Here is a 25,075-nt window from a genome sequence, read left to right as displayed (position 1 = left end):
TGTGTGACCATGAAGGTACTGAACAGTTACGATATACCAAAGAAATATATGTCAGAAAGGATGGGTTAAAACAAATGTTGGCAATCAAGAAAATATATATGGATTATGAAACAGCCCCGGTTGGTGTTTCCCATATGCCCCAGTTTGCCTGGGAGCTTGTAAGCGATAAGAAAAATGTAAAACAGAAATCCTACGAACTTCAGATTGCAAAAGACGCTGATTTTACAGATCTGATCTATAACAGTGGAAAAACAGAGTCTGAGGAATCTGCACATGTTTATGCAGAAGGTGCTTCTCTGGAGAGCGGCAAGCGCTATTTTGTCCGTGCAAAAGCCAGTGATGGTCAGGAAGAAACGGACTGGAGCGAAACCGCATCCTTTGTAACTGCCCTTGCAGGAAAAAATGGTGAGTGGGAGGAAGGCGCACCAGCATGGAAAGCTCCTTTTGTATCCGCCGAAACTGACGATTCCTATAAGAACGTTTCCAAAGGAACCTATGTAAGAGGAACCTTTGAAATCAAAAAAGATATAAAAGAAGCCTATGCCTTTACCACAGCCCTTGGCCTGTATCAGTTTTACCTGAATGGCAAAAAAGTTGGTGAGGACGAGATGACACCGGGCTGGACATCCTATAGAAGACATCTCCTCTATCAGACCTATGATGTAACGGAATATCTGCAGAAGGGCATTAACGGTGCCGGAGCAATGCTGGCTCCAGGCTGGTATAAAGGAGTTATGGGACTGACAAAGGCCCGCAACAACTATGGTGATCAGACGGCTTTTACTATGGAACTTCTGATTCGCTACACCGATGGAACAACAGAATCTGTTTATACGGATCCATCCTGGAAAGGCTGCGATTCACCGGTGGTATTTGCAGAAATCTATGATGGTGAGACTTATGATGCAGCCCTTGAGATTCCGGACTGGTCAAAGGCAGAAACCACAAAAGGCGACTGGAAGCCGGTTCAGCTTGTATTCTTTGATACACAGGTTATGCGCGCGCAGTACGCTGCAAAGGTTCGTGTAATGGATCGTATTCCTGCAAAACGTATTTTCAAAACCCCGGCAGGAGATACGGTTATTGATTTTGCCCAGAATATGGCAGGACGAATTGAAGTAACTGCAGCAGGAAAACCGGGCGATGTGATCGAGCTTCACTGCTTCGAGGTTCTGGATAAAGATGGAAATGTATATCTGGACAATCTTCGTGCAGCCAAGGCAACGATGAAATATACTTTTGCAAGAGAAGAGACAGTTACCTGGCATCCGACTTTTACTTACATGGGATTTCAGTATGCGTTGATTGTTTCCTATCCAGGTGAGCCGAAAGCTGAGAATTTCACAGCCTGCACCCTTCACTCCAACATGGCTTCAAACGGAAGTCTGGAGTGTTCGAATCCGCTGCTGAACCAGCTGCATCACAATTTCCTGTGGGGACTGAAGAGTAATTTCCTTGATGTACCTACAGACTGCCCGCAGCGTGATGAGCGCCTGGGCTGGACTGGTGATGCGCAGATTTTCTGCCGTACAGCCACTTATCTGATGAATACCTATACGTTCTATAAGAAATGGCTCCATGATCTGGAGGTTGATCAGACACCAGAGGGCGGTGTACCACATGTTGTTCCGAATATTGAGGAAGGCCGTACAGATGGAAACTGGCTTCTCCGCCAGGGACCTCACTCTGCAGCAGCCTGGGCTGATGCGGCCATCATCAATCCATGGACCATGTATCTGATGTATGGGGATAAAGATATTCTGAAAAAACAGTACAACAGCATGAAGGGATGGATTGACTTCATGCGTGCCCATGCTGTTGATTATATCTGGAACTATAAGCTGCAGTTTGGCGATTGGGTAGCTCTTGATGCAGAAGAAGGCAGCTACTTTGGAGCCACACCAAATGATCTGACCTGTACTGCCTATTATGCATACTCTACCGGACTTTTTGTCCAGATGGCGAAAGCCCTTGGAAAAGAGGATGTGGCAGCAGAGTATGGGGAGCTTTATCATAAGATCGTAAAGAAATTCCAGGAGACCTTCTTCGACGCAGAAGGAAATATGACAGCACAGACACAGACCGCACATATTGTGGCACTGTATTTCCAGCTGACTCCTGAGAAATATATCACAAAAACGGTAGAAGGTCTGAAACGCCTTCTGGACAAAGAAAACGGTCATCTGGTTACCGGATTTGTGGGAACTCCGTATTTCTGCCATGCACTAAGTCAGAACCACGCTCTGAAGGAAGCCTATGACCTGCTTCTGAAGGAAGACTTCCCATCCTGGCTGTATCAGGTGAAAAAAGGTGCCACTACGATCTGGGAGCACTGGGATGGCATGAAGGATGACGGAAGCATGTGGAGTGCAGATATGAACTCCTTTAACCATTATGCTTATGGGGCTATTGGTGAGTGGATGTACCGTGCAATGGCCGGAATTGAAGCGGATTCGGAACATCCGGGCTTTAAACATGCGATACTCTATCCGCGCATTGGTGGAAATCTGAAGTACACTGCAGGAAAATATCATAGCATTTATGGTGATGTTGGTGTAAAATGGGAAGTCCAGGGAAAACAGATTACTTTAACTGTTCAGATTCCGGTAAATACAACAGCAGAGATCCGTCTGGATCAGGCGAAAGCTGTTCTGGAAAGCGATGGACTGACATTTACCAGGGAAGCAGACTATATGGCTGCCGAAGCGGGAAGCGGTACATACCATATCGCATTTGAACAGTAATCATAACGCAAAATGCGAAAGGGTGATGAGAATATGGAAAAGAAAAAGGAACCTTCAGGAATACAGAAAGCGTGGAGACAGCTGAGTATTCAGAATCAGATTTTTTTATCCATGTTTCTTATCACCCTTTTGGGTGTGGGCGTTTTGATGAATATTGTATACAAAACCTCTATTGATGCGATTGAACAGAATTACAGGGCATCTTATCAGTCTACACTGAAGAATTCCAGCCGCGTTATGGATATGAATCTGAAGAACATTGTAGACGTAGGGCGAAGCTTTCTGAATGATGAAGCTCTTCAGCAGATTTTGGAAAAAGGCAATGAATACGGAGGCAGCAAGTTTACGTCCACAGACCGTGTGAAGCTTCGTGTGATTGCAAATGAAATGGCAAGTCAGCAGGTGTGGGTGAATTATATAGTATTTACGGATCTTTATGGTCATGTGTATCAGCTGAACAATGTGAACCAGGGTACTTATGATTTCTATAATTATTATAGTGATAAGGATATTCTGGAAGAAAGCTGGGTGAAACAGGCAAAGGCTGCGCAGGGAAAGGAAATTTTTTTCCGTGACAGTATTTTAAAAGCAGGAACAAAGAAAGGATTTTCTTATGCGAAATATATGATCAATCCCTCTGATGGACAGGGAATGGGCTATATGGTGGTGGGACTGAGCCAGAAACTGTTGGGAAAATCCTTTGTTATGGGCAATGAAAGCTTTGATTCCAGTAACTTTATGGTTGTAGATGAGGATGATCAGCTGGTTTATTTTGTGGGAAATGAGGAAGGGGAGAATGCAATTATGCAATCCTATTCTAATCCGGGAGAGAACCATCTGTATCTGTTTTCTTCTGTCACCAATTCTACTACAGGCTGGCATATTGTAAACGTAGTGGAGAAAAATGAGATCAGTGAAGAGAGCAAAAATATCCGTCTGACCTCGTTTCTGGTAGCCGGCTGTGTTCTTGTAGTGGGCTTTCTCATGGCACGAATCATTTCCAGAACCATCAGCCATCCTCTGAAGCAGCTGGAAAATACCATTGCACAGGTTGGGGAAGGAGAGCGTCACATTACAGAAGAGTTTGACTACAGTGAAGTTGGCCGGATCGGACGGAAATTCAAGGAAATGGTCAATACGAACCTGGAGCTTTCCGAGCATCTTATGGCGGTGAAGCTGAATGAACGGGAAGCAGAGCTGCTTTTGCTTCAGTCCCAGATCAATCCCCATTTTCTTTATAATACACTGGATTCCCTGTACTTTGTTGCAATCATGCATGGGGATGACCAGATGGCAGAAATGGTAGAAGCACTTTCTGATAACTTTAAGCTGGCGCTGAATAATGGAAGCAAATATATTAAAGTTGCGGATTCTGTGAAATGGATGCAGGGCTATATGAAGCTTCAGAATATGCGCTACAATAATCGTTTTGAACTGTTCGTGGATATCAGAAGGGAAATTCTTCAGCGTGAAACGATTACCTTTATTTTTCAGCCATTTATTGAAAATGCCATGTATCACGGTCTGGAGCCGAAGATTGGAAAAGGAAAGATTTCCCTTCGCGGCTGGCAGGAGCAGAATAATATGATTTTCACTATTGAAGATGATGGTGTGGGAATTGACGATATGTCCAGACTGGAGAACGGTTATGGAGTGCGCAATGTAATAGAGCGTATAAAGTTGAATTACGGGGAAAAATACGGCGTAACATTTGAAAGCAGTCCAGGCAATGGAACGAAGGTAACGATTGTGGTTCCGGTAAGATAAGGGATAGGGAAATGCAGATACAAGGAGGATTTTCATGTATCGCTTAGTGGTAATTGATGATGAATATATAGTTGTGCAGGGAATTAAGGCTTTAATTTCCCGCCTGAAGCTGGATTATGAGGTAGTAGGGGCTGCTTATGACGGAATCCAGGGACTGGAAGTGATCCGAAGTGAGAAACCGGATGTAGTAATTACGGATATCCGAATTCCGGGGCTGGATGGTCTGTCTGTGATCGAGGCGGCGAAGGAAGAATGTCCGGATACATATTTTATTGTGATCAGTGGCTATTCTGAATTTGTGTATGCGCAGAGGGCGCTTACTCTTGGCGTAAAAGATTATATTGATAAGCCGGTTACAGCAGACAAACTGAAAAAAGCCCTTACCAGAATTGAAGATGAATGGGCGAAGACTCGTCATGAGGATAATCGTAAGGCACAGGCTAATCGCGAGAAATTTCAGGAATTGGAAAGAACTTTTGAGAGAAGTGTAAAATGTATTACAGACTGTGATGCTGCAGCATTTCGGGAAGAATGCCGGCAGGCAATCAGATGCCTGCAGGAACTTTACCCGGAGTTGCAGGATTTTCGCAGGGAATTTTACAAGCATCTCTGTGTGCTCAGCGATGTACTGATCGAAAGTCAGAAGCAGGTGGAACGAGGGTCCCTTGTCTCTTTTCAGGAGATGGAAAAATGTCAGAGCATAGAAGCAGTACAGGCCTATGGGGAAAGCGTTCTGTCTGATATCAGCAAGCATCTGACCGCAGACCAGACCGGAAGCAAACACAGAGTTATCCTGGAGCTTCTTACTTATCTGGATGAGCATTATGATCAGGATATCGGACTTAGTGAGCTTGCAGACAGAGCCGGAATGAGCACGGCTTACTTAAGTGTTCTTTTTAAAACAGAGGTTGGCACATCTTATGTGAAATATCTGACGGACCTTCGCATAAAAAAGGCGAAGAAGCTGTTGCAGGATGGATATAAGGTTAATGAAGTCAGTGAAATGGTGGGATATAATAATTACAGATATTTCTGTGATATTTTTAAAAAACACGAGGGCATGACTCCCAATGAGTATAAGGGAAACGTGTGGAAAGCAGAATGATAAAAACAGAATTTGCAAAAATGCACATATTCAAATTGCTGAATATGTGCATTTTATATATTTGGCACAATTGAACGCCTGGACAAGCGTAATTTTTTATAAAAAACAGTCTAAAAAAACTGTACATTACCAAAAAAATTAGGCACTGGTAAAAAAACAGAACAATGGTATTATATAACCATAAGATATTTCCCGGGGATACAAAGAAACAAATTAAACATGACCGAAAAGTAAATGGCTATCAAGAGTAAATTATAACAAAGTTCAATAATTTTGAAAATTCTGGAGGAATTTATAATGAAAAAGAGAGCATTAGCTATTTTAATGGCAGCATTAACAGCAAGTACCATGTTTGCAGTTCCTACATTTGCAGCAGATTACTCAGGAGAGGATCCGCAGCTTGAGAAAAACATCAAAATCCTTACCATCTGGGCAGAAGATAATGACAATGGTATGCTGTTAAATAAAATCTGCGAAGACTATCAGAAAAATGTAAACCCGAATTTTACATGGGAATATGAGATGGTTGCTTCTGACAACCTTCAGCAGAAAATTGCTACACTTGCAGCATCCAATGATCTTCCGGATCTGTTCGCTTACGAAGCAGGTGCTCCGCTCAGCGTTCTCATCGATTCCGGAAAGGTTAAAAATATTACAGAAGCTGTTGACGAGATCGGAACAGCAGATTATTTAAACAGCGGTGCTGTTGAGCTTCTGAAAGGATTATCCGGAACAGATGATCTTTATGATCTTCCTCTTGGACTGAACGTAGAAGGCTTCTGGTACAACAAAGCCCTGTTCGAGCAGGCAGGATGCGAAGTTCCTACTACATGGGATGAGTTTGAAGAGGTTCTTCAGAAACTTTCCGATGCAGGTATCCAGCCTCTTACAACCGGCGGATCTGACAAATGGGGTGCAACCCGTCTGATCAATGCATACGCAGTAAGAACCGCAGGAAACGACATTATGACAAAAGCAGCTGACGGCGAAGTTCCTTATACAGATGAGAAGCTTGTTGCAGCAGCTGATAAGATTGCAGAGTGGGCAGAGAAAGGATACTTCGGAGAAGGTATCACAACAGTTGATATGAACACAGCTGGTTCCATGCTGATGAGTGGAAAAGCAGCTATCTTCTACAATGGTTCCTGGTTTACACAGAATCTGACAGATGATGCACAGAACCCGGCAGGTGAGGACGGAATCGGATTCTTCAACATTCCGGTTGCAGATGAGTCCATCAGCTCCGCTACTTCTTACTCTATGAACTGTGGTAACATTCTTGCACTTGACAATGACAAATATGATGAGGCTACTGGCTGGTTCTTGAAATACTTCATGGAGAACATCGGAAACGTAGCTATGGAAGATCAGGGAACTGTTAAAGGCTACACATATGATGTTGCAGCAGATGATATGGATAACTACACCAAGCTTGTTCTTGACGAGATTGACAAATCCACAGAAGGATTTGCATGGTGGGAAGCAAAAATGCCTAGCGAAATCTCCAAGACAGCTCAGGAAAATGTACAGCCTCTGTTAAACGGCGAAATGACTGGCGAAGAATATATGCAGTCCATCCAGGATGTATATGACATGCAGTAAGTAACAGCTTTGGCAATATAAGCTTTGAACTTCAAATGGGAGTGTTTGCCAGCAGACACTCCCATTTTTGTTGAAAAAATTCGAAATTTTAATGGTTTTTGACACAGAAAGGAAGGAATTTTATGAACAAGGTATTAGGTAATAAGAAAGCGATATCCCTTTTCGTAGTTCCGGCACTGATTATTTACACCATTATTGTAATGGTACCGGTTATCTGGTCGTTGTATTATTCATTCTTCAGCGGCAGCCCGGGACTTCAGTGGGAATTTGCCGGATTTGACAATTATGCAAGACTTTTCAGAGACAAGAACTTCTTAAATGCATTGACAGTAAACTGTAAATATGTATTGGTAGTAACCGTTGGCCAGGTTGGAATGGGACTTTTACTTTCCCTGATGTTTAAATTCTGGCTGAGAAGATGCAAAACTATCGTAAGAACTCTGGTTTTCTTCCCGGTAGTACTTCCTACTGTTGCAGTAGGTCAGCTGTTTGCAAAGATCTATGAGATTCAGCCAAATTATGGTCTGTTAAACTCATTGCTTGACTCTCTTGGTTTTACGAACCTTGTTCAGCCATGGATCGGCCAGTCCAGTACAGCTCTCTGGGCATTGTGCGTAATGGATATCTGGGTAGCCATGGGATTCTATTCCGTAATTTTCTATGGAGCACTCCTTGATATCTCTGATGATATCCTGGAAGCAGCCAGAATCGACGGCTGCGGTGGATGGCAGTTATTTAAAAACATTCTTCTTCCGCTTCTTCGTCCAATGGTAATTACCAGCCTTGTATTCAGCTTCTCCGGAACTGTAAAAATGTTCGAGTCTGCTATGGCTCTTACAAAGGGCGGACCTGGAAGTGCAACAAAATCACTGTCCATGTATATGTATGACGTTGCATTTACTTATAATAAGGTTGGTTACGCCAGCGTTATCGCAATCGTGATCTTCCTGATCTGTGTAGTTGGATCTCTTGTTATCAACAGATTTGATGTGAAAGACTGAAAGGAGGAAATATTATGAAAAAAGTAAAAGCAGCTTTTCGAGGAATTGTAATTTTCCTTCTTTGCGTAATTGAGATCTATCCGTTATTCTGGATGCTTACTGCATCCTTCAAGAAACAGGCTGAGTGGAGTGAGAAGCCAGCTTATGCGTTAAATGATGGCTTTTATTTCCAGAACTATTCTGATGCATGGACAAGGGGACATATGTCCACCTTCTTTAAGAACAGTTTGATCACTACATTAGTAGCACTTGTATTTATTGTATTTTTCTCAGTAACTGTAGGATTTGCTGTAACAAAGATGAAATGGAAATTCAGAAATGCAGTTGCACAGTATTTCCGTTTCGGTATCATGATTCCGGTAGCAATTGCTTTGATCCCGCTGTTCCAGATTTACAGCAGATCAAACCTGTTAAATACCAGAACATGTCTGATCATTACGTACATAGCATTTGGTCTGTCGCTGTCCATTTATCTGGTTCAGGGATATCTTCGTTCCTTCCCGGATGATATTATGGAGGCAGCCGTTATTGATGGCTGTGGTATTTACAGACTGATGTGGCATATTGTAACACCACTTATGAAGAACTCTATTGTAACCGTACTGGTTCTTCAGTTCTTCTTTAAATGGAACGACCTTCTGTTTTCCATGACATTCATTAGTGATTCTGCGCTGAAGACTGTTCAGACAGGACTTCTGTACTTCTCTGATGAGTTTGGATCCAAGAACTGGGGGGCAATTTTCGCTTCTGTATCCATGAGTGTATTCCCGCTTCTGATTCTGTACATGGCACTGAATAAGAAACTGATGGAAGGTATGACAGCCGGAGCTGTAAAGGGTTGATTTTATGGAAGATAAAAGGACAGAGCAGTATAGACAGGAATTAAAAGAATTTGTAATGTCTCATACGGAGGATGTGCTTAAGAATCCGCGAAGCTTTATCCGTTATCCGTTTATTGATCCGGGCTCTGTTTACGATGGAAATGTATGGGACTGGGATACCTACTGGTCCGTATATGGCTTTCTGAATCTGGCGGATTCCTACCAGGATCCGTCTGTGAAGCCAAGAATTATAGAGCATGCACAGGGAAATATCCGCAATTTCTTCGACCATCAGCTGGAAGATGGATATATTCCCATGATGATCGAGGTGGCAGACTGGCCGGAGCCTTATCTGAATATGAGGCATAAGGAAGGCAAGATTATGAATATGCATAAGCCCTTTCTTTGCAGTCAGATGTGCCTGATCAGTGATTATACTGGTGATTATGCCTGGACGGAAGAATTTCTTTCAGGCGTGGCGAAGTATTTTGAATGTTATGATCACTATTATTTTCATGAAAACAGCGGACTGTATGTATGGCAGGATGATATTATGATCGGTATGGACAATGATCCGGCTACTTTTGGCCGTCCGCCATTTTCCACTGCCAATATTTATCTGAACAGCTTTATGTGTGTAGAACTGGAAGCTGGTGCCAGATTATACAGACAGTTTGGCAAGGAGGAAGCGGCAAAGAGACTTCTGGATAAGCGCGAGGCACTGATCGGTGCTATTCAGCAGGAATGCTGGGACAAACGTGATCATTTCTTCTATTCAGTTGATGTGGATATTAAGACAAGGAAATACGACTGGTTCCACCAGGGGCTTGGAGTTTTCTGGAAAACACTGCCCATCAAGATTCGTGTATGGTCCGGATTTATTCCCATGTATGCAGGAATTGTCACGAAGGAGCAGGCGGCAGACATGGTGAAACATATTTTTGATCCCGATACCTTTGGTTCTGACTTTGGTCTGACCACGCTTTCAAAGGATGAAAAAATGTTTGACCTGTCTGTTACCAATAACCCGTCCAACTGGCTTGGCCCGATCTGGCTGGTTGCAAACTATGGGGTATTCCGCGGACTTTTGAACTACGGATACCGCATGGAGGCGGAAATTATGTATAAGCGCACCATGCGCCTTCTGGGAGAGGACCTGGAGAAAACAGGATGTCTTCATGAGTATTACAATCCATTTAATGGAGAACCAGTTATGAATGGTGGCTTTATTAACTGGAATATACTAGCATTGAATATGGCAGATGAGCTGGAAGGAAAGAAACCAATGTGTCTGCCAGAGCTGCTGGAAAAACAGGCAGAAAAGCAATCGTTATAATAAGATTTTTCTGCTGTGAGGTAAGTAAATACAGGAAAAGGATTGCAGAATACGTGGAATTTTGCAGTCCTTTTTTGGTTTGACCGGTAAAAAACATCTTTCTGAAATAAAGTGTGTACAAAAAAATTCAGAAAGCTTATACTTAGAATGTGTTTTAAGTTTATTTTGTAAAATGAAACAGATAAAGGAGCAAAAACATGATTCAGAACCCGATTCTTCCGGGATTTTGCCCGGATCCAAGTATTATACGTGTTGGAGAAGATTATTATATTGCAAATTCAAGCTTTGAATGGTGGCCTGGTGTGAAAATCTATCATTCTAAAGATCTGAAGCATTATGAACAGCTGCCATCGCCGCTGAACAGAATGAGCCAGCTTAATATGGTTGGTGAGGGTGATTCCTGTGGCGTATGGGCACCGGATATTTCCTGGGACGGGGAATACTTCTGGCTGATTTATACGGACGTGAAAACCCGTACCGGAGGACTTTTTAATACCCATAATTATCTTGTAAAATCAAAGGACATCCGTGGCGGCTGGTCTGAGCCGGTTTATCTGAACAGCTCAGGTTTTGACCCATCTGTTTTCCATGATACAGATGGGAAAATGTACATTGTGAATATGATCAATAATTTCAAGGGAATTCTGGTGCAGCAGTATGACCCTGAGAAGGAATGTCTGGTGGGAGAGGCGAAGAATGTTTTCCCGGGAACCGGACGCGGCTATACAGAAGGTCCACATATTTACCATATTGGAGAATATTATTATCTGCTGATGGCAGAAGGCGGAACCGGATATGAGCATATGGTAACTATGGCGAGATCCCGTTCCATCTGGGGACCATACGAGGAAGATCCAGGCAATCCGGTACTTACCTCTGATGTGGATAATCCAGAGAAACTGCAGAAATGCGGACATGCAGATCTTGTATGCACTCAAAACGGGGAGTGGTATATGGTACATCTTTGTGCAAGACCGCCGAAGGGGAGCAGACAGTGCGTGCTTGGTCGTGAGACTGCAATTCAGAAAATGGTATGGAACAAAGAGGGTTGGTTAAGACTGGCCTGCGGTGGAAGATTTGGACAGTGGGAGACAGAGGAGCCAGCTGGAATCCCGGAGTGTCTTTTCCCGGAGGAAGAGGGGAAGGATTATGGAAAAGAAGACTTTGATTTAGAAATTGCAGACAGTGCTGGAAATAATGAAACTGCAAAGAATGCGGACATTGCTGAAATTCTTTCGAAAACAAAAGAGTATCTGAATGAGAAGAATGCTGTGGACGAAGAATGTGATAAAAAGTTAAGTATGCCAGTGAAGAAGACCTCTGCGCTTTTAGATGTGCGTTATACTTCCCTGCGCCAGCCCTATGACAGCTACACCAGCCTGACAGAACGTCCTGGCTATCTCCGCCTCTACGGTCAGGAATCCCTGAATTCCTGCTATAACGTAAGTCTGGTGGCGCGGCGGCAGCAGGACCGCTATGTTCAGGTAGAAACCTGTGTAGAGTTTGCCCCGACCTGCAGAGAGCAGATGGCAGGACTTGCCTATATGTATGATACTGGCAATTTCTACCTTTTGGTAAAGACCAGAGAGGAAGAGTTTGGCTCCCAGACACTTGATTTGAAAAAGCCTGCAAAGCTGCGCCTGATAAAGAGCGATCACTTTGATGTAGAAGATGTGATTCCTGCAATCTCCATCCCGGAAGAAGGCCCCGTATACCTGCGCGTGACCACCACCCAGGAAGGACTTTACGCAAAATTCTTCTACTCCCTGGATGGAAAAGACTATCAGGAACTGGCTGAAGTCCCCACCAACATTCTCACCGACGAGCAAAGCGATGGATTCACCGGTGCTCACTTCGGAATGTACTGTCACGATATGACGGGGGTGAGACGGTATGCGGATTTTGATTATTTTGAGATTTTCAAAGCGCATAAAGAACAATAAAAAAGGCATTTAGAGACTTTTTCAAACACGCATTGGACAGATAAAAAATTCATACATTTTCTTAATAAAGTAACATTGCAAACCCCATGTTTTCTGACGTATTATGATAGTAGAAAGCATGGGGGATTTTTATTTATATGGGCAGTAAATCAAAGTCTGCGTCCTCATAAGATGTCAGATGCAGCAGTGATATCGAGACAAATCCGCAGCGCGTATTTGGAGTTTTGAAAGAGAGATATATAAAATATAAGAAATCTAAAATGGAGAAGGAGATAAGAATAATGAAATTAAATTATGCAAAAACAATAGAAAAATGGGGCATTTTTGAAGTGACCATAAGCGGTCCAAAGGAGGGAAATCCATTTTGTGACCAGTGGATTAAAGGTACTTTTTGTTGTAAAAATGAGAAGAAAACGGTAGATGGTTTTTATGATGGAGATGGTGCTTATAAAGTAAGATTTATGCCGTCTTTTACAGACAAGTATACTTTTGAAATTGAGGCTTCCTTTGATATTAACGCGGGGGAAGAAGTGCCGGATGAAGAAGCGCCTGAACATAAGCTTGGAATTGCTTATGGTGGGAAGGAAGTAGAAAAATGTGCTGTCAGAAATATGATGACTGGTAGTTTTACTGTAACTTCTCCTTCAGCAGACAACCATGGTCCGGTTCGTGTTGCGGGTACCTATTATCTTTCCTATGAGGATGGAACACCCTATCACTGCATCGGAACTACCTGCTATGTATGGAATCTGCAGAATGAAGAATTACAGAAACAGACACTGAAAACCCTGGAAGAAAATGCGTTTAATAAGATCCGTTTCTGTATTTTTCCCAAGCACTATGACTACAATCTTCATGAGCCGATTACCTATCCTTATGAGGGAACACCCTGCGACAGCTCTGTGTTAAATGAGAATAATTTCGCGGAATATAATGGCTGTGCTCCGGGCAATGACTGGGATTTTACCAGATTCAATCCAGCCCATTTTCAACATATTGAAAAGTGTATTCAGGCACTTATGAATTTGGGAATCGAGGCAGATCTGATTGTTATGCATCCGTATGACAGATGGGGATTCTCTATGATGAAAGCAGAGGATGATGACCGTTACTGGAAGTATGTGCTGGCACGTTTTTCCGCATATCGAAATGTATGGTGGTCCCTGGCTAATGAATATGATCTGATGCATGAGAAGACTCTTTCTGACTGGGAAAGATATGCCAGCATTATCTGTGAGAAGGATCCTTACCATCATCTCAGATCCATTCATAACTGCAAAGCGTATTATGATTATAACCTGCCCTGGATTACCCATTGCAGCATCCAGAGAACGGAGACATACCGTTCCTCCGAGCTGGTAAATGAGTGGCGCGAGAAATACCATAAGCCGGTAGTGCTGGATGAAATCTGCTATGAGGGCAACATTCAGTTTGGCTGGGGAAATATCAGCGGTGAGGAAATGACAAGAAGATTCTGGGAGGCATTCTGCCGTGGAGGATATCCGGGACACGGTGAAACCTATCTCAGCCCGGATCGTATTCTCTGGTGGTCTCATGGCGGTGTTCTTCACGGAACCTCACCGGATCGTATCAGATTTCTTGCAAAAATCATGGAAGAAACACCGGGGCTTGGTGTGGAACCTATGCCCTGCAAATGGGATGAGGTTGCCTGCCGTGCTGCCGGTTTCCCGGCAAGGAAAGATTATTTTATTTACTATTATTCCTTCATGCGACCGGGCTTCCGAGACTTCTACTTTGATGATACTACAGAGTATCAGGTGGAAATAATCGATACCTGGGAAATGACTGTTACAGATGGAGGAATTCATAAAGGAAAGTTCCGAGTAAAGCTGCCGGGGAAAGAGTATATGGCGGTGCGCCTGCAGATAGCGAAATAATAACCATATTCATACAAAAAGCCCAGTTGTGTATGCAGCTGGGCTTTTTGAGCATAAAATTCTTGAATCGTTTTTCAGAATTTGTTATGATTCATATCAGAATTTATGAGAAATAAACAGAAATACTTTTAAACAGGGGAGGAGATTTTTTGGAAGAAACAAACATCAGTCAGGAGCAAAATCCATTGGGAACGGCTCCGGTAGGTGGTTTGATCGGGAAATTTGCAATTCCGGCTATTATCAGCATGCTGGTCAGTGCTTTGTACAATATAGTGGATCAGATTTTTATTGGCCAAGGCGTTGGAATGCTGGGAAATGCTGCTACTAATGTTGCGTTTCCTGTAACAACTATTGCAACGGCGTTGGCACTGCTTCTGGGAATTGGAGGTGCGTCTAACTATAACCTGGAAATGGGCGCCGGAAGAGAGAAGAAGGCAAGCTCCATAGCCGGAACGGCGCTTTCCACACTGGTAATCACAGGTGTGATTCTGGCAGTGGCAGTATTTCTGTTTTTGCGTCCGCTCCTAAGCTTATTTGGTGCAACGACAGATGTTATGCCTTATGCGGTGGATTATCTTGGGATCACAGCTGTGGGACTTCCTTTTTATGCATTATCCATTGGAGGAAATCATATTGTCCGTGCAGACAGAAGTCCCACATATTCTATGACCTGTGTTCTTACAGGTGCCATTATCAACACAATTTTGGATCCCCTTTTCATCTTTGGGTTTGGCTGGGGAATCAAGGGTGCTGCCTGGGCAACGGTGATCGGACAGGTTGTTTCCGGAATTTTAGTGGTTATCTACTTTGGAAAATTTCGTAAAATGTATCTGGAGATGAGCATGTTAAAGCCTTCTTCAGAGTGCCTGAAAGCTATTATTTCTCTCGGAATGGCATCCTGTATTAATCAGATTGCTATGGCAATTGTTCAGATTGTGCTGAACAATATTTTACGTTATTACGGCGGTTTATCTGTCTATGGAAGTGATATTCCAATCGCCTGTGTAGGAGTTATTTCAAAAGTAAACCAGGTGTTTATGGCGATTTGTATTGGAATTTCACAGGGCTGTCAGCCAATCTGGGGCTTTAATTATGGAGCAAAAAAATACGACAGGGTAAGACTTGCATATCGTTATTCCATGATTGCATGTACCGCGATTGCAACTGTATTTTTCCTTTGTTTTCAGTTATTTCCCCACCAGATTGTAAGTATTTTCGGAACCGGAAGTGACCTTTATTTCCAGTTCGCAGAACGCTATCTGAAGATATTTATGTTTATGACTTTTGCAAATGGAATTCAGCCAATGTCCTCAGGATTTTTTACATCTATCGGAAAAGCAAAGCTTGGAATCGTCATGTCCCTGACCAGACAGGTGCTATTTCTTTTGCCATTGATCGTTGTTTTCTCATTAATAATGGGAATTGACGGGGTGATGTATGCTGGACCGATCGCAGATGCAGCGGCATTATCATTGGCGATATTGTTTGCACGAAGAGAGCTTGTGGCCATGAAGAAATAATAAAAAAGACTGATATAAATGATACTGTACTTCAGGAGGTTGTTGGAGTCCGGTATGTTATATCAGTCTTTTTTATAAATACAGCTGATTAACCGTTAGGTTAAATCTGTGTCAGATATTAATGGCAGGAATGACTTCCGCAGCCATGATCGCCACAGCTGTGACCTGCTTCATGATCATGGTGATCGCAATGTACATTGGGGTTATAGCCAAGATTTCCTGCGAGTAATGCGTTTACAGCTTCATCAGCGTTGCCGCTGACACCGCCGAAAAGACGGATTCCAGCCTGGGCAAGTGCATTCTGGGCACCGCCGCCAATACCGCCGCAGATCAGGGTATCTACGCCATGTGCAACCAGGAATCCAGCCAGTGCGCCGTGACCGCTTCCATTGGTATCGACTACTTCGGCACTTACAACCTTGCCATCTGCAATGTCATAGATCTTGAATGTTTCTGTGTGTCCAAAGTGCTGAAAAATTTCTCCATTTTCATAAGTAACTGCAATCTTCATAATGATATCTCCTTCATTTTGTAAATTTGATTTGGGAAGTGAACTATTAAATCGGTCAGCGGCTGGCAGTTTCTGTGAAAGGTCTAAGCTGGTAAGCGGAGTCTGTTTAGATTCCTTTTGGCAACAGCATTTCCCGCAGCGCGTATGCTCCCGTCCTTCGCAGAGCCGGTAATTTCCCCCGGCTATGACAAGGCGCTGTCCAAGGACGATACATCGGGCAATTTTTTTTCGGGCAGTTTCATAAATTTCTGTGACAGTTGTCCGGGAAATGTCCATCTGGGAAGCACATTGTTCGTGAGTTTTCTTCTCAAGATCTACCAGACGGATGACCTCATATTCATCCAGAGTCAGAGTGACAGCTTCCGACTCTCTGGGACATTCTTCAGGAGAAAAAGTTTCATATTGGGGTGCCTGGCAGATTCTGCGGCATCTGGGCGGTCTGGGCATATATGTCACCTCCTTGTTTTCGACATATGTCGATTATAAACCAGAAGAAGAGAAAATTCAATACTATTATTTTCTGAGCGCTATTCAAAGTTGCTCCAATATGGTATAGTTTTGTTACTATTCATTTGCAACGCTCTGCGAGGTGTTTTTGGTGGATAAAGTTTACAGAAAACCAGAGAACTAAGTTTGCGTAGCAAACGCTATTTCTTGTGCCTGTCACAAAAAGGTTCGTGTTTCTGTGCGTCGCGAAGCGCGTTGCTGTGAAGGTCGTGGTTGACAATTTTTTTTATTTGGAGTACAGTCCAAGAAGAGATAAAATCGTTACTGCTCAAAAGCAATTTTTTTCTGGAATTTTGGGCACAATTGGAGCAGTAATGTAAAATTAACAGAAGAGGTATGAATATGCTGAAAGTAAAGAACCTGACTTTTGAAGTGAATGAAGAGGGGAAAAAGCGCTGTCTGGTAAATCACATCAGTTTTGATGTTCAGGATGGGGAAATGCTGGTAATCACCGGACCAAATGGAGGTGGAAAATCCACCCTGGCCAAGGTACTGGCTGGCATTGAGAAAGCAGACAGCGGAGAAATTTATCTGGATGATGAGAACATTACAGGATACGATATTGATCATCGTGCAAATGCGGGAATTGGCTATGCATTTCAGCAGCCACCCCGCTTTAAAGGTATGACCGTGGCAAGAATGTTATCTCTTGCAGCAGGAAAGAATTTAACGGAAAAAGAGAGCTGTGACCTTCTCTCAGCTGTAGGACTTTGTTCCGAAGATTACCTGAACCGTCAGCTGGATGGAACCCTTTCCGGCGGTGAAATGAAGCGAATTGAGATTGCCACAGTTTTAGCGAAGTCTCATAAAGTAAGCATTTTTGATGAACCTGAAGCAGGAATCGACCTGTGGAGCTTTTCCATGCTGATCAAGCGCTTTGAGGAGATTCATCGTGAGAAAAAGGAGTGCTTGATCCTGATTTCCCATCAGGAAAAAATCATCAATATGGCAGATAAGATCATGGTAATTGAAGACGGTGAAGTAAAGAAATATGGTACGAAAGAAGACGTTTTCCCAACCTTATTTCAGCAGGAAAAATGTCAGAAATGTCTGAATGAAGGAGGAAAATGTTGATGGTTAAAGTAGAAGAAACAACCCAGGGCGTGCTGGATAAGATCAGCGAAGGATTCGCGCAGAAGGGTGCTTTTAATCTCCGTCAAAACGGTATTTCCATTTGCCACGGTGATAGCGAGCACATCAAAATAAAGAAAAAAGAGGACAAGCCGGGAATCGATATTTTCATTGATGGCGAGACGAAAGGGGAGAAGGTTTTTATCCCGGTGGTAGTCAGTGTGTCCGGAATGACAGACCTGGTTTACAATGATTTTTATGTGGCAGATGGTGCAGATGTAGACATTGTGGCAGGCTGCGGAATCCACAACAGCGGCTGCAATGACAGCCGTCACGATGGCATCCACACCTTCCATGTGGGCAAGAATGCCAATGTACATTACGAGGAAAAGCATTACGGTGAGGGCGAAGGAACCGGCAGCAGAGTGCTGAATCCGGTGACTAATATTGAACTTGGTGAGAACTCTGTGTTCACCTTGGATACCGTTCAGATCAAGGGGGTTGACTCCACCATCCGTACTACAAATGTGTCAATGGATGCAGATTCCAAGCTGTTTGTTCTGGAGCGTCTGATGACTGACGGAGAGCAGAAAGCAGAGTCTGATATTGAAGTCTGTATGAATGGAGCGGGTTCTTCTGCACAGATTATTTCCCGTTCCGTTGGAAAAGGAAATTCCTCCCAGGTTTTCCATCCCAAGGCAGTTGGAAAGAATAAATGCCATGCCCATATCCAGTGTGATTCCATTATTATGGACCATGCCGAAGTAGGCTCCATCCCAGAGATTCAGGCGAAACATGTGGATGCTGCGATCATTCACGAGGCAGCAATCGGTCGAATCAACGATGAGCAGCTTTTGAAGCTGAGAACTCTTGGCATGACCGAGGCTGAGGCAGAAAATGTGATTATTGAGAACTTCCTGAGTTGAGAATATAAAGCTTTTGTGGAAATAAAATACCAGGTGAGCTCTGAAAGGGCACTATCCTGGTATTTTTTGTCTCCAATTTTAATTACACGATGTTACAATAAACACATCAGACAATAGAATGGAAATGACGAAATATGCCAAATTTACAAAGGCGGCTATGGCATATGCGGATTCCTTTATTTCCTGGATGAAACGGTGCTCGATCTTTCATGGACTGATGATGGTGGTCACAGCTTATACACTTCTTACGGTATTGCCGTTTGGGGCGCATTATGTGGCGAATGGAATATTTGCGGTTTCTGATTTTGTCATCTGTATTATTTCATCACTTGGTCAGCACTTTATGCTTTATTCCAGCCTGGAATGCGCAGGAAATTATTCATCCCTTTTACATGTGGTAAGTGTATGTGTAGATAAAGCAAATGCAATACTGGAGCTGGACAGTATGGATATTGACGGCAAAGAGATCCAGCCGGAAAATTATGATATCAGACTTTCGAACATTTCGTTTTCTTATGACAAACGGAAGATTATTGATGATATATCGCTCTCTATCCCACAGAAAACGACGACAGCGATCGTTGGACCATCTGGTGGAGAAAAATCAACACTTTGCAATCTGATTGCCAGATTCTGGGATGTGGATTCCGGGGAAGTGACGCTTGGAGGCGTGAATGTAAAAGACTACAGCATGAACAGTCTGATGCGTAATTTTTCATTTGTATTTCAGTCTGTGTATTTGTTTGCAGATACTATTGAGAATAATATTAAATTCGGACGTCAGGATGCAAGCCATGAGGAAGTGGTGGAAGCGGCAAAGAAAGCGTGCTGTCACGATTTTCAGCAAACTTCCTGATGGATACAATACAGTGATCGGAGAGAGAGGAGCTACACTTTCAGGTGGCGAGAAACAGCGTATTTCGATAGCCAGAGCAATCATGAAGGATGCAGTAGATGCACTTACAAAGGAAAAAACGATTATTATGATTGCCCACAGATTAAAAACAGTCAGACATGCGGATCAGATTGTGGTTGTTGACAAAGGAAGGATTGTGCAGCAGGGAATACATGAGCAGCTAATGAAGCAGGAAGGTATCTATAAGAGATTTGTGGATGCAAGGCAGCAGGCGGTAAGCTGGAAACCGGCGCATTGAGAAATAATGCACAGTTGGGGAATATCCAAATTGAATTATCTGAAAAAGGCATAATTTAAGGACACAAATTCTTCACAAAAGAATTAGCACTCACCTATTGACAGTGCTAACAATACGTGTTATATTACATACAGAACAAAGGGAGAGAGAAAAAGAAATCTTCCAGTTTCATTGAGAATGTTAATTAAACACGTAAGTGTTCACAATATAAGGAGGAATGGATTATGTTAATGCCTAGTATTTTTGGAGAAGATTTATTTGATGATTGGATGAGATTACCTGTAGAAAGAGAGACGAACAGAGGTTACAGAACCACAGAACTGATGAAGACAGATATTAAGGATGTGGATGGCAACTACGAGCTGAGCATGGACCTTCCGGGATTTCATAAAGAAGATGTGAAGATTCAGCTGAAGGATGGTTACCTGAACATCCAGGCTTCCAGAACTGAGAATAAAGATGAGAAGGACAATCATGGTAAATATGTCCACAGAGAACGTTACACCGGACAGTGCTCCAGAAGTTTCTATGTAGGAAAAGAGTTGGAGCATGAGGACATTCATGCGAAATATGACAACGGTGTTCTGGTTGTTACCCTCCCGAAGGAAGCGAAGAAAAAAGTGCCGGAAGAGAAGAAGTTTATTTCTATTGAAGGCTGATTTTGGTAAAATAGATTTTTGGACTGATATAGACTGACATAAAATATGTGCGCCAGCCGTGAAATAGAAGCGGCGGCTGGCGTAAATAATTACTGAATACTGTGAACAGCTTCTTTCATATAGATTGTGTTTCATTTAAAGACGATTTTCTAATTTACATAGATTTTGTTTCATACCCCCTCATTTCCTGCCGGCTACCCACCGGCAGGTTTTTTCTTATGTCTTTACATCATTTCACCTGTCTGTTATACTTGTCTGGAATTATTGCTGACTGTAAAAAACAAAATGTTGTTGCAAGCGTTGTGAACAGTAACAATGTTTTAAGAGAAGGAATTTACCCATGAATTACATTGTATTTGACTTGGAATGGAACCAGAGCCCAGGGGGAAAAAGGTGGTCCAACAGCCGTCTGCCTTTTGAGATCATAGAAATCGGCGCCGTAAAACTGAATGAAAAGAAAGAAATTGTGGACAGCTTTCAGCGTCTGGTCAAGCCCCAGGTGTATAACTGGATTCATGACAGTATCCATGAAGTAATTCATATGAATTATAAAGATCTGCAGAACGGAACCCCTTTTCCACAGGCAGTTACAGAGTTTCTGGATTGGTGTGGAGAAGAATATATTTTCTTCACCTGGGGAAATCAGGATGTGATGGAGCTGCAGCGGAATATGAAATACTATGGCAGGCTTTCCAGAATCAAAGGTCCGGTGACCTATTATGATGTGCAGAAATTATTTGCCATCCGCTACGAGGAAAACGACGAGCGCCGTGCCCTGGAATTTGCCACAGATAAAATGGGCGTAGAGAAGAAAATGGACTTCCACCGCGCTCTGGGAGATGCTTATTACACCGCATGTATTCTCCAGAAAATAGAAGACGAGTATATTTTTCCTAACTCATCCCTGGACGTATACCAGAACCCTAAGAGTAAACGGGAAGAGATCCACGTATCCTACCCGGCTTACGATAAATATGTGTCCCGTGAATTTTATTCCCGGGAAAAAGCCATGAAGGACCGTGAAGTAACTAGCACGAAATGCCCATTGTGCCATAACCCGGCTAAGCGCAAGATCCGCTGGTTTATGAATAATTCCAAGGTTTACTACAGCGTGTCCCTTTGCCAGGAACATGGCTTTGTCCTTGGCAAGATCCGGATCCGCCGGACAGAAGACAACATGTACTATGTAATCAAGAAACTGACTAACGTAACCGACGAAGAAGCCGACGAGATCCGCCAGAAACGTGATGCCCACAGGGCCAAACGCCGCCTGAAAAAAGAAGAGCAGCCAAGCCAATAAACTAACGCTTGGTTAATAGAAAAAACCCCTCCGGAATCCAGGAATACGCCGTCACCGCCCAGGAGCTAAAGATAAAAGAAGAAATTTATTCAGCAATGGTGATGTATGGAGTGCTGACATATGACAATGGGATGGTTTTTGTTCCCAATAAAGAGACGAAAGAATATTTGCAAAAGGCACTGTGCTACAGATAATATGTACAAAAATTAAAATCCTCTTTATTCTCTATTTGCATAAATTCAAAGTGCAAAACAGAATAAAGAGGATTTTTTTGTCTTTTGGGTCGCGTCACAGGTGTCATAAATTATTTGATTAAAATGAAGGCTCTTTGTTGGCTGTCAGGATCTCTGCAGATTTCCGCAAATGGTAATTTGCGGTCTCTGGCATTTTGCTTACTACACTTGCGTATAAAATTTCGATTATCGCATTTTCTGAAAAACGGTGTGCAACAATTTCCTTACCCACGGTGATATCAGAGGTTGCATTGTAAAATATTAAATTACAATATTGGGTCATTGTGGACTTTACTGACTGCGTAATGCCAATGGTAAAGGCTCCTGCCTCGTGAGCAGCTTTTACAGCGGCGTTGACAGTTCTGGACATACCGGAGTGAGAAATCGCGATTACCACATCATCACTGGCAATATTCGAAGCCGTGATTAATTGCATATCTGGGTCAAAATCAAAATAGCAGTTGAACCCAATTCGCCGGAATCGGTAGCTGGCGCATAAACAGGGAACGGTTGCATCTCCGATTCCATAGAAGAAAATATGTTTTGCAGAAACGATTCTGTTTGTGGCCTCCTGGAAAACAGAAGGAGAATTCAGCTCCATAGTCAGTTGTATTGTATTTGTGTACAAATTACATATTTGCTCGCTGATTGATTCTATAGAGTCATGTTGCTCAATATCAACCTGCTGCACAAGGGCTTCAGAAGTTGCGTTTTGAGTCGCCAGCATTTCTTTAACCTGTGCAAAACCGGAATATCCCATTTTTTTACAAAAACGATCAATAGAACCCTCTCCACAGTGACATATCTCTGCGACTTTAAGCATAGATTGATTGGCTGCTTCCTGTGGATGATTGTAAAAGTAATCTGCAATTCGATTTTCCGTTTTGGACAGAGATGGCTTCCAAAGCCGGATTGCAGTAAAAATATTAAGAGAAGAATTTGCGGCTACAGAAATTTCAGACATAGTGACCTCCCAATTACATACATTAATTTTATTTTATATAGATGTATTGCATTTGTAAAGCGAATTTCTATTAATTATCGCTCCGCTAAATTATAAAATAAAACGGAGTATAAATCAAGACTAAAACTGCAATAAATGTGCAATATACATAAAAAATAAGCCGTAATATTATATAAATTAGCAATTGAAACTCAAAATACAATGTGCTATACTCCAATTATCAAAAATAAAAAACGGAGTGTGAGGCGAATATGGAAAGATCTTTTCGTACTAATCTTATCGATGCAATTATGGATCAGGCTTCTCAGGATGAGAAAATAGTGGTTCTCAATGCAGATTCTGCCAGAGCCTTATGTCTTACCAAATTTGCAGAGACATATCCAGAGAGAATGATCAACGTTGGTATCAGCGAAACCGATTTAATTGGAACTGCAGCAGGACTTGCTACTACAGGACTTAAACCGGTAGTTGTAGGATTTTCGATGTTTGTTGCAGAGAAACCCTATGAACAGATCAGACAGGCAATTGCCTATCCGAATCTGAATGTAAAAATTGTTGCAACACATTCAGGTCTCTGTGTAGGCCAGGATGGAGCATCACATCAGTGCCTTGAAGATATCTCAATTATGAGAACACTTCCTAATTTTAAAGTGTTCGTAGCAGCAGACATTGCTGATGAGAAAGCTGCTTTCGCAGCAATGATGGCATATGATGGACCTGCTTATCTGAGACTTGGAAGAGATAAGGCAACTGATATTTTCGAAGATGGAAAAGTAGATCAGATTGGCGGATGTGATATTCTCCAGGATGGCAGTGACGTAACACTTGTTGGCTGCGGTCTGATGGTAGAAGTTGCAATGAAAGCTGCTGAGGAATTGAAGAAAGAAGGAATTAACGCAGCTGTAATTAACGCATATTGCATTAAGCCTTTGGCTGAGAATGTTATTCTTGAGTATGCAAAGAAGACAAAAGCGATGGTTACTGTAGAAGATCATTCCGTTATTGGTGGTCTTGGTGCTGCAGTGGCACAGGTAACATCAGCAAAATGTCCGGCAGTTGTAAGAACCGTTGGTGTTCAGGACCGGTTTGGTGAATCTGGTCTGCAGGATGATCTGTTTGAAAAATATGGTCTGACAGCCCAGCATATTGTAGAAGAAGCCAAGAAAGCAATTGCAATAAAGGAGGGAAAGGCAAATGTCTAGAGATGTGACTGCTTTAGAAGCAAAAGCAAAAGAACTTCGCAGGGATATTGTAAAAATGATTTACGCTGCTCAGTCAGGTCATCTGGGCGGCTCTCTTTCAGAAATCGATATTTTAACAGCACTGTTTCATGGTGAGATGAATTATTCAGGTAAAAACATGGATGATCCTAACAGAGACAGATTTGTTTTATCAAAAGGACATACAGCTCCTGCCTTATATGTTAATCTTGCTGATGTGGGCTGTTTTCCAAAAGAAAGACTTTTTGATTCATATAGAAGAATCAATGGCCTTTTACAGGGACATCCTTGTATGAAAACTCCTGGAGTAGAAATTGCAGGAGGATCTCTTGGAATCGGACTTTCCGTAGCTGCCGGAATGGCACTTGGAAATAGATACCAGGGATATAAAGGCAGAGTTTATTGTATGATGGGTGATGGCGAGATTAATGAAGGTCAGATTTGGGAATCAGCAGCTACATCTGCCGGATTTGGTCTGGATAACCTTTGCGCATTTGTTGATGTGAATGGTCTTCAGAATGATGCTCCTACAAAAGAAGTAAAAGATATGGGAGACCTGGCTGCGAAATGGAAAGCTTTCGGATGGAATGTTCAGGAAATTAATGGACATGATTTCAATGAGATTCTGGATGCACTGGATCAGGCGAGAGCAACAAAAGGAAAACCGTCCGTAATTCTTGCACATACAGTAAAAGGAAAAGGTGTTCCGTTTATGGAGAATGTTGTTGTATGGCATGGAAAAACTCCTTCTAAAGAAGATTATGAAAAAGCAATGGAGGCTTTAGCTTAAGAG

The 25,075-nt window shown here is 42.6% G+C and carries 18 protein-coding genes and 1 pseudogene; 17 read left to right on the top strand and 2 right to left on the bottom strand.

The annotated features are described in order from the left end of the window. Positions 1-98 precede the first annotated feature (98 nt). The 10 genes from PGQ38_RS00750 to PGQ38_RS00705 all read left to right on the top strand — a co-directional run bounded on the left by PGQ38_RS00750 (position 99) and on the right by PGQ38_RS00705 (position 15,737). A complete protein-coding gene (locus PGQ38_RS00750; RefSeq protein ID WP_270430532.1) occupies positions 99-2,744 on the top strand; it encodes an alpha-L-rhamnosidase in 2,646 nt (881 codons plus the stop codon). A gap of 33 nt (positions 2,745-2,777) precedes the next feature. Next, positions 2,778-4,511: a sensor histidine kinase gene (locus PGQ38_RS00745; protein WP_173734801.1), complete on the top strand. Its 1,734-nt coding sequence runs from the start codon at positions 2,778-2,780 to the stop codon at positions 4,509-4,511. A 34-nt stretch (positions 4,512-4,545) separates the two neighbouring features. Next, positions 4,546-5,616, top strand: coding sequence for a response regulator (locus PGQ38_RS00740; RefSeq protein WP_270430531.1), 1,071 nt, complete (start codon positions 4,546-4,548; stop codon positions 5,614-5,616). Positions 5,617-5,913: 297 nt separating this feature from the next. Beyond that, complete coding sequence (locus tag PGQ38_RS00735; protein WP_148461477.1) at positions 5,914-7,218, top strand: ABC transporter substrate-binding protein; 1,305 nt, start codon at positions 5,914-5,916, stop codon at positions 7,216-7,218. A 122-nt stretch (positions 7,219-7,340) separates the two neighbouring features. Then, entirely contained in the window at positions 7,341-8,219 is an 879-nt protein-coding gene (locus PGQ38_RS00730; protein WP_118577668.1) for a carbohydrate ABC transporter permease, read from the top strand. A 14-nt stretch (positions 8,220-8,233) separates the two neighbouring features. Next, on the top strand, positions 8,234-9,061 hold the full coding sequence (locus PGQ38_RS00725) for a carbohydrate ABC transporter permease (RefSeq protein ID WP_118577667.1): 828 nt from the start codon (positions 8,234-8,236) through the stop codon (positions 9,059-9,061). A 4-nt stretch (positions 9,062-9,065) separates the two neighbouring features. Then, positions 9,066-10,376 (top strand): MGH1-like glycoside hydrolase domain-containing protein, encoded by a 1,311-nt coding sequence (locus PGQ38_RS00720; RefSeq protein ID WP_270430528.1) that lies wholly within the window; start codon positions 9,066-9,068, stop codon positions 10,374-10,376. Between the two features lie 197 nt (positions 10,377-10,573). Then, the gene (locus PGQ38_RS00715) at positions 10,574-12,319 is read left to right on the top strand and encodes a glycoside hydrolase family 43 protein (RefSeq protein WP_270430527.1); all 1,746 of its coding nucleotides are present in this window, start codon (positions 10,574-10,576) and stop codon (positions 12,317-12,319) included. 281 nt (positions 12,320-12,600) lie between these two features. Further along, positions 12,601-14,217 (top strand): DUF5605 domain-containing protein, encoded by a 1,617-nt coding sequence (locus tag PGQ38_RS00710; protein WP_226855084.1) that lies wholly within the window; start codon positions 12,601-12,603, stop codon positions 14,215-14,217. A gap of 149 nt (positions 14,218-14,366) precedes the next feature. Further along, positions 14,367-15,737: an MATE family efflux transporter gene (locus tag PGQ38_RS00705; protein ID WP_226855083.1), complete on the top strand. Its 1,371-nt coding sequence runs from the start codon at positions 14,367-14,369 to the stop codon at positions 15,735-15,737. A 118-nt stretch (positions 15,738-15,855) separates the two neighbouring features. On the opposite strand, the gene PGQ38_RS00700 is transcribed toward PGQ38_RS00705, so the two are convergent. Continuing rightward, positions 15,856-16,695, bottom strand: a complete 840-nt coding sequence (locus tag PGQ38_RS00700) for a DUF134 domain-containing protein (RefSeq protein ID WP_226855082.1) — start codon at positions 16,693-16,695, stop codon at positions 15,856-15,858. 402 nt (positions 16,696-17,097) lie between these two features. Between PGQ38_RS00700 and PGQ38_RS00695 the strand changes: the two genes are divergently transcribed. The 5 genes and pseudogenes from PGQ38_RS00695 (at position 17,098) to PGQ38_RS00675 (ending at position 21,865) form a co-directional block, all read left to right on the top strand. After that, a complete protein-coding gene (locus tag PGQ38_RS00695) occupies positions 17,098-17,829 on the top strand; it encodes an ABC transporter ATP-binding protein (RefSeq protein ID WP_148461484.1) in 732 nt (243 codons plus the stop codon). Then, a complete protein-coding gene (locus PGQ38_RS00690) occupies positions 17,829-18,752 on the top strand; it encodes a SufB/SufD family protein (protein WP_148461485.1) in 924 nt (307 codons plus the stop codon). The genes PGQ38_RS00695 and PGQ38_RS00690 overlap by 1 nt, the downstream gene beginning before the upstream one ends. Before the next feature lie 340 nt (positions 18,753-19,092). Then, positions 19,093-19,906, top strand: a pseudogene (locus PGQ38_RS19640) (ABC transporter ATP-binding protein); the annotation flags it as partial. A gap of 224 nt (positions 19,907-20,130) precedes the next feature. Then, positions 20,131-20,565, top strand: a complete 435-nt coding sequence (locus PGQ38_RS00680) for an Hsp20/alpha crystallin family protein (RefSeq protein ID WP_195991248.1) — start codon at positions 20,131-20,133, stop codon at positions 20,563-20,565. Positions 20,566-20,905: 340 nt separating this feature from the next. Next, entirely contained in the window at positions 20,906-21,865 is a 960-nt protein-coding gene (locus PGQ38_RS00675; protein ID WP_148461487.1) for a 3'-5' exonuclease, read from the top strand. A gap of 312 nt (positions 21,866-22,177) precedes the next feature. On the opposite strand, the gene PGQ38_RS00670 is transcribed toward PGQ38_RS00675, so the two are convergent. After that, positions 22,178-23,062 carry a MurR/RpiR family transcriptional regulator gene (locus tag PGQ38_RS00670; protein WP_148461489.1) on the bottom strand — a complete coding sequence of 295 codons (885 nt, stop codon included), beginning with the start codon at positions 23,060-23,062 and terminating at the stop codon, positions 22,178-22,180. A 251-nt stretch (positions 23,063-23,313) separates the two neighbouring features. Here PGQ38_RS00670 and PGQ38_RS00665 point away from each other — a divergent pair, with 251 nt between their 5' ends. Beyond that, the gene (locus PGQ38_RS00665; protein ID WP_195991249.1) at positions 23,314-24,264 is read left to right on the top strand and encodes a transketolase family protein; all 951 of its coding nucleotides are present in this window, start codon (positions 23,314-23,316) and stop codon (positions 24,262-24,264) included. Continuing rightward, the gene (locus tag PGQ38_RS00660) at positions 24,257-25,072 is read left to right on the top strand and encodes a transketolase (protein ID WP_148461491.1); all 816 of its coding nucleotides are present in this window, start codon (positions 24,257-24,259) and stop codon (positions 25,070-25,072) included. Before PGQ38_RS00665 ends, PGQ38_RS00660 begins: the two co-directional genes overlap by 8 nt. The last annotated feature ends 3 nt before the right edge of the window (positions 25,073-25,075 follow it).

This window comes from Blautia faecis (genome assembly GCF_027662325.1).
GTDB classification, from domain to species: Bacteria; Bacillota; Clostridia; order Lachnospirales; family Lachnospiraceae; genus Blautia_A; species Blautia_A faecis.
This window is presented reverse-complemented; position numbering and strand designations above follow the sequence as displayed.

Coding starts and splice junctions, on each gene's coding strand:
- PGQ38_RS00750 (WP_270430532.1), top strand. CDS start 99: ATGGATTATGAAACAGCCCCGGTTGGTGTTTCCCATATGCCCCAGTTT.
- PGQ38_RS00745 (WP_173734801.1), top strand. CDS start 2,778: ATGGAAAAGAAAAAGGAACCTTCAGGAATACAGAAAGCGTGGAGACAG.
- PGQ38_RS00690 (WP_148461485.1), top strand. CDS start 17,829: ATGGTTAAAGTAGAAGAAACAACCCAGGGCGTGCTGGATAAGATCAGC.
- PGQ38_RS00695 (WP_148461484.1), top strand. CDS start 17,098: ATGCTGAAAGTAAAGAACCTGACTTTTGAAGTGAATGAAGAGGGGAAA.
- PGQ38_RS00680 (WP_195991248.1), top strand. CDS start 20,131: ATGTTAATGCCTAGTATTTTTGGAGAAGATTTATTTGATGATTGGATG.
- PGQ38_RS00675 (WP_148461487.1), top strand. CDS start 20,906: ATGAATTACATTGTATTTGACTTGGAATGGAACCAGAGCCCAGGGGGA.
- PGQ38_RS00660 (WP_148461491.1), top strand. CDS start 24,257: ATGTCTAGAGATGTGACTGCTTTAGAAGCAAAAGCAAAAGAACTTCGC.
- PGQ38_RS00735 (WP_148461477.1), top strand. CDS start 5,914: ATGAAAAAGAGAGCATTAGCTATTTTAATGGCAGCATTAACAGCAAGT.
- PGQ38_RS00720 (WP_270430528.1), top strand. CDS start 9,066: ATGGAAGATAAAAGGACAGAGCAGTATAGACAGGAATTAAAAGAATTT.
- PGQ38_RS00670 (WP_148461489.1), bottom strand. CDS start 23,062: ATGTCTGAAATTTCTGTAGCCGCAAATTCTTCTCTTAATATTTTTACT.
- PGQ38_RS00700 (WP_226855082.1), bottom strand. CDS start 16,695: ATGCCCAGACCGCCCAGATGCCGCAGAATCTGCCAGGCACCCCAATAT.
- PGQ38_RS00715 (WP_270430527.1), top strand. CDS start 10,574: ATGATTCAGAACCCGATTCTTCCGGGATTTTGCCCGGATCCAAGTATT.
- PGQ38_RS00710 (WP_226855084.1), top strand. CDS start 12,601: ATGAAATTAAATTATGCAAAAACAATAGAAAAATGGGGCATTTTTGAA.
- PGQ38_RS00665 (WP_195991249.1), top strand. CDS start 23,314: ATGGAAAGATCTTTTCGTACTAATCTTATCGATGCAATTATGGATCAG.
- PGQ38_RS00730 (WP_118577668.1), top strand. CDS start 7,341: ATGAACAAGGTATTAGGTAATAAGAAAGCGATATCCCTTTTCGTAGTT.
- PGQ38_RS00725 (WP_118577667.1), top strand. CDS start 8,234: ATGAAAAAAGTAAAAGCAGCTTTTCGAGGAATTGTAATTTTCCTTCTT.
- PGQ38_RS00740 (WP_270430531.1), top strand. CDS start 4,546: ATGTATCGCTTAGTGGTAATTGATGATGAATATATAGTTGTGCAGGGA.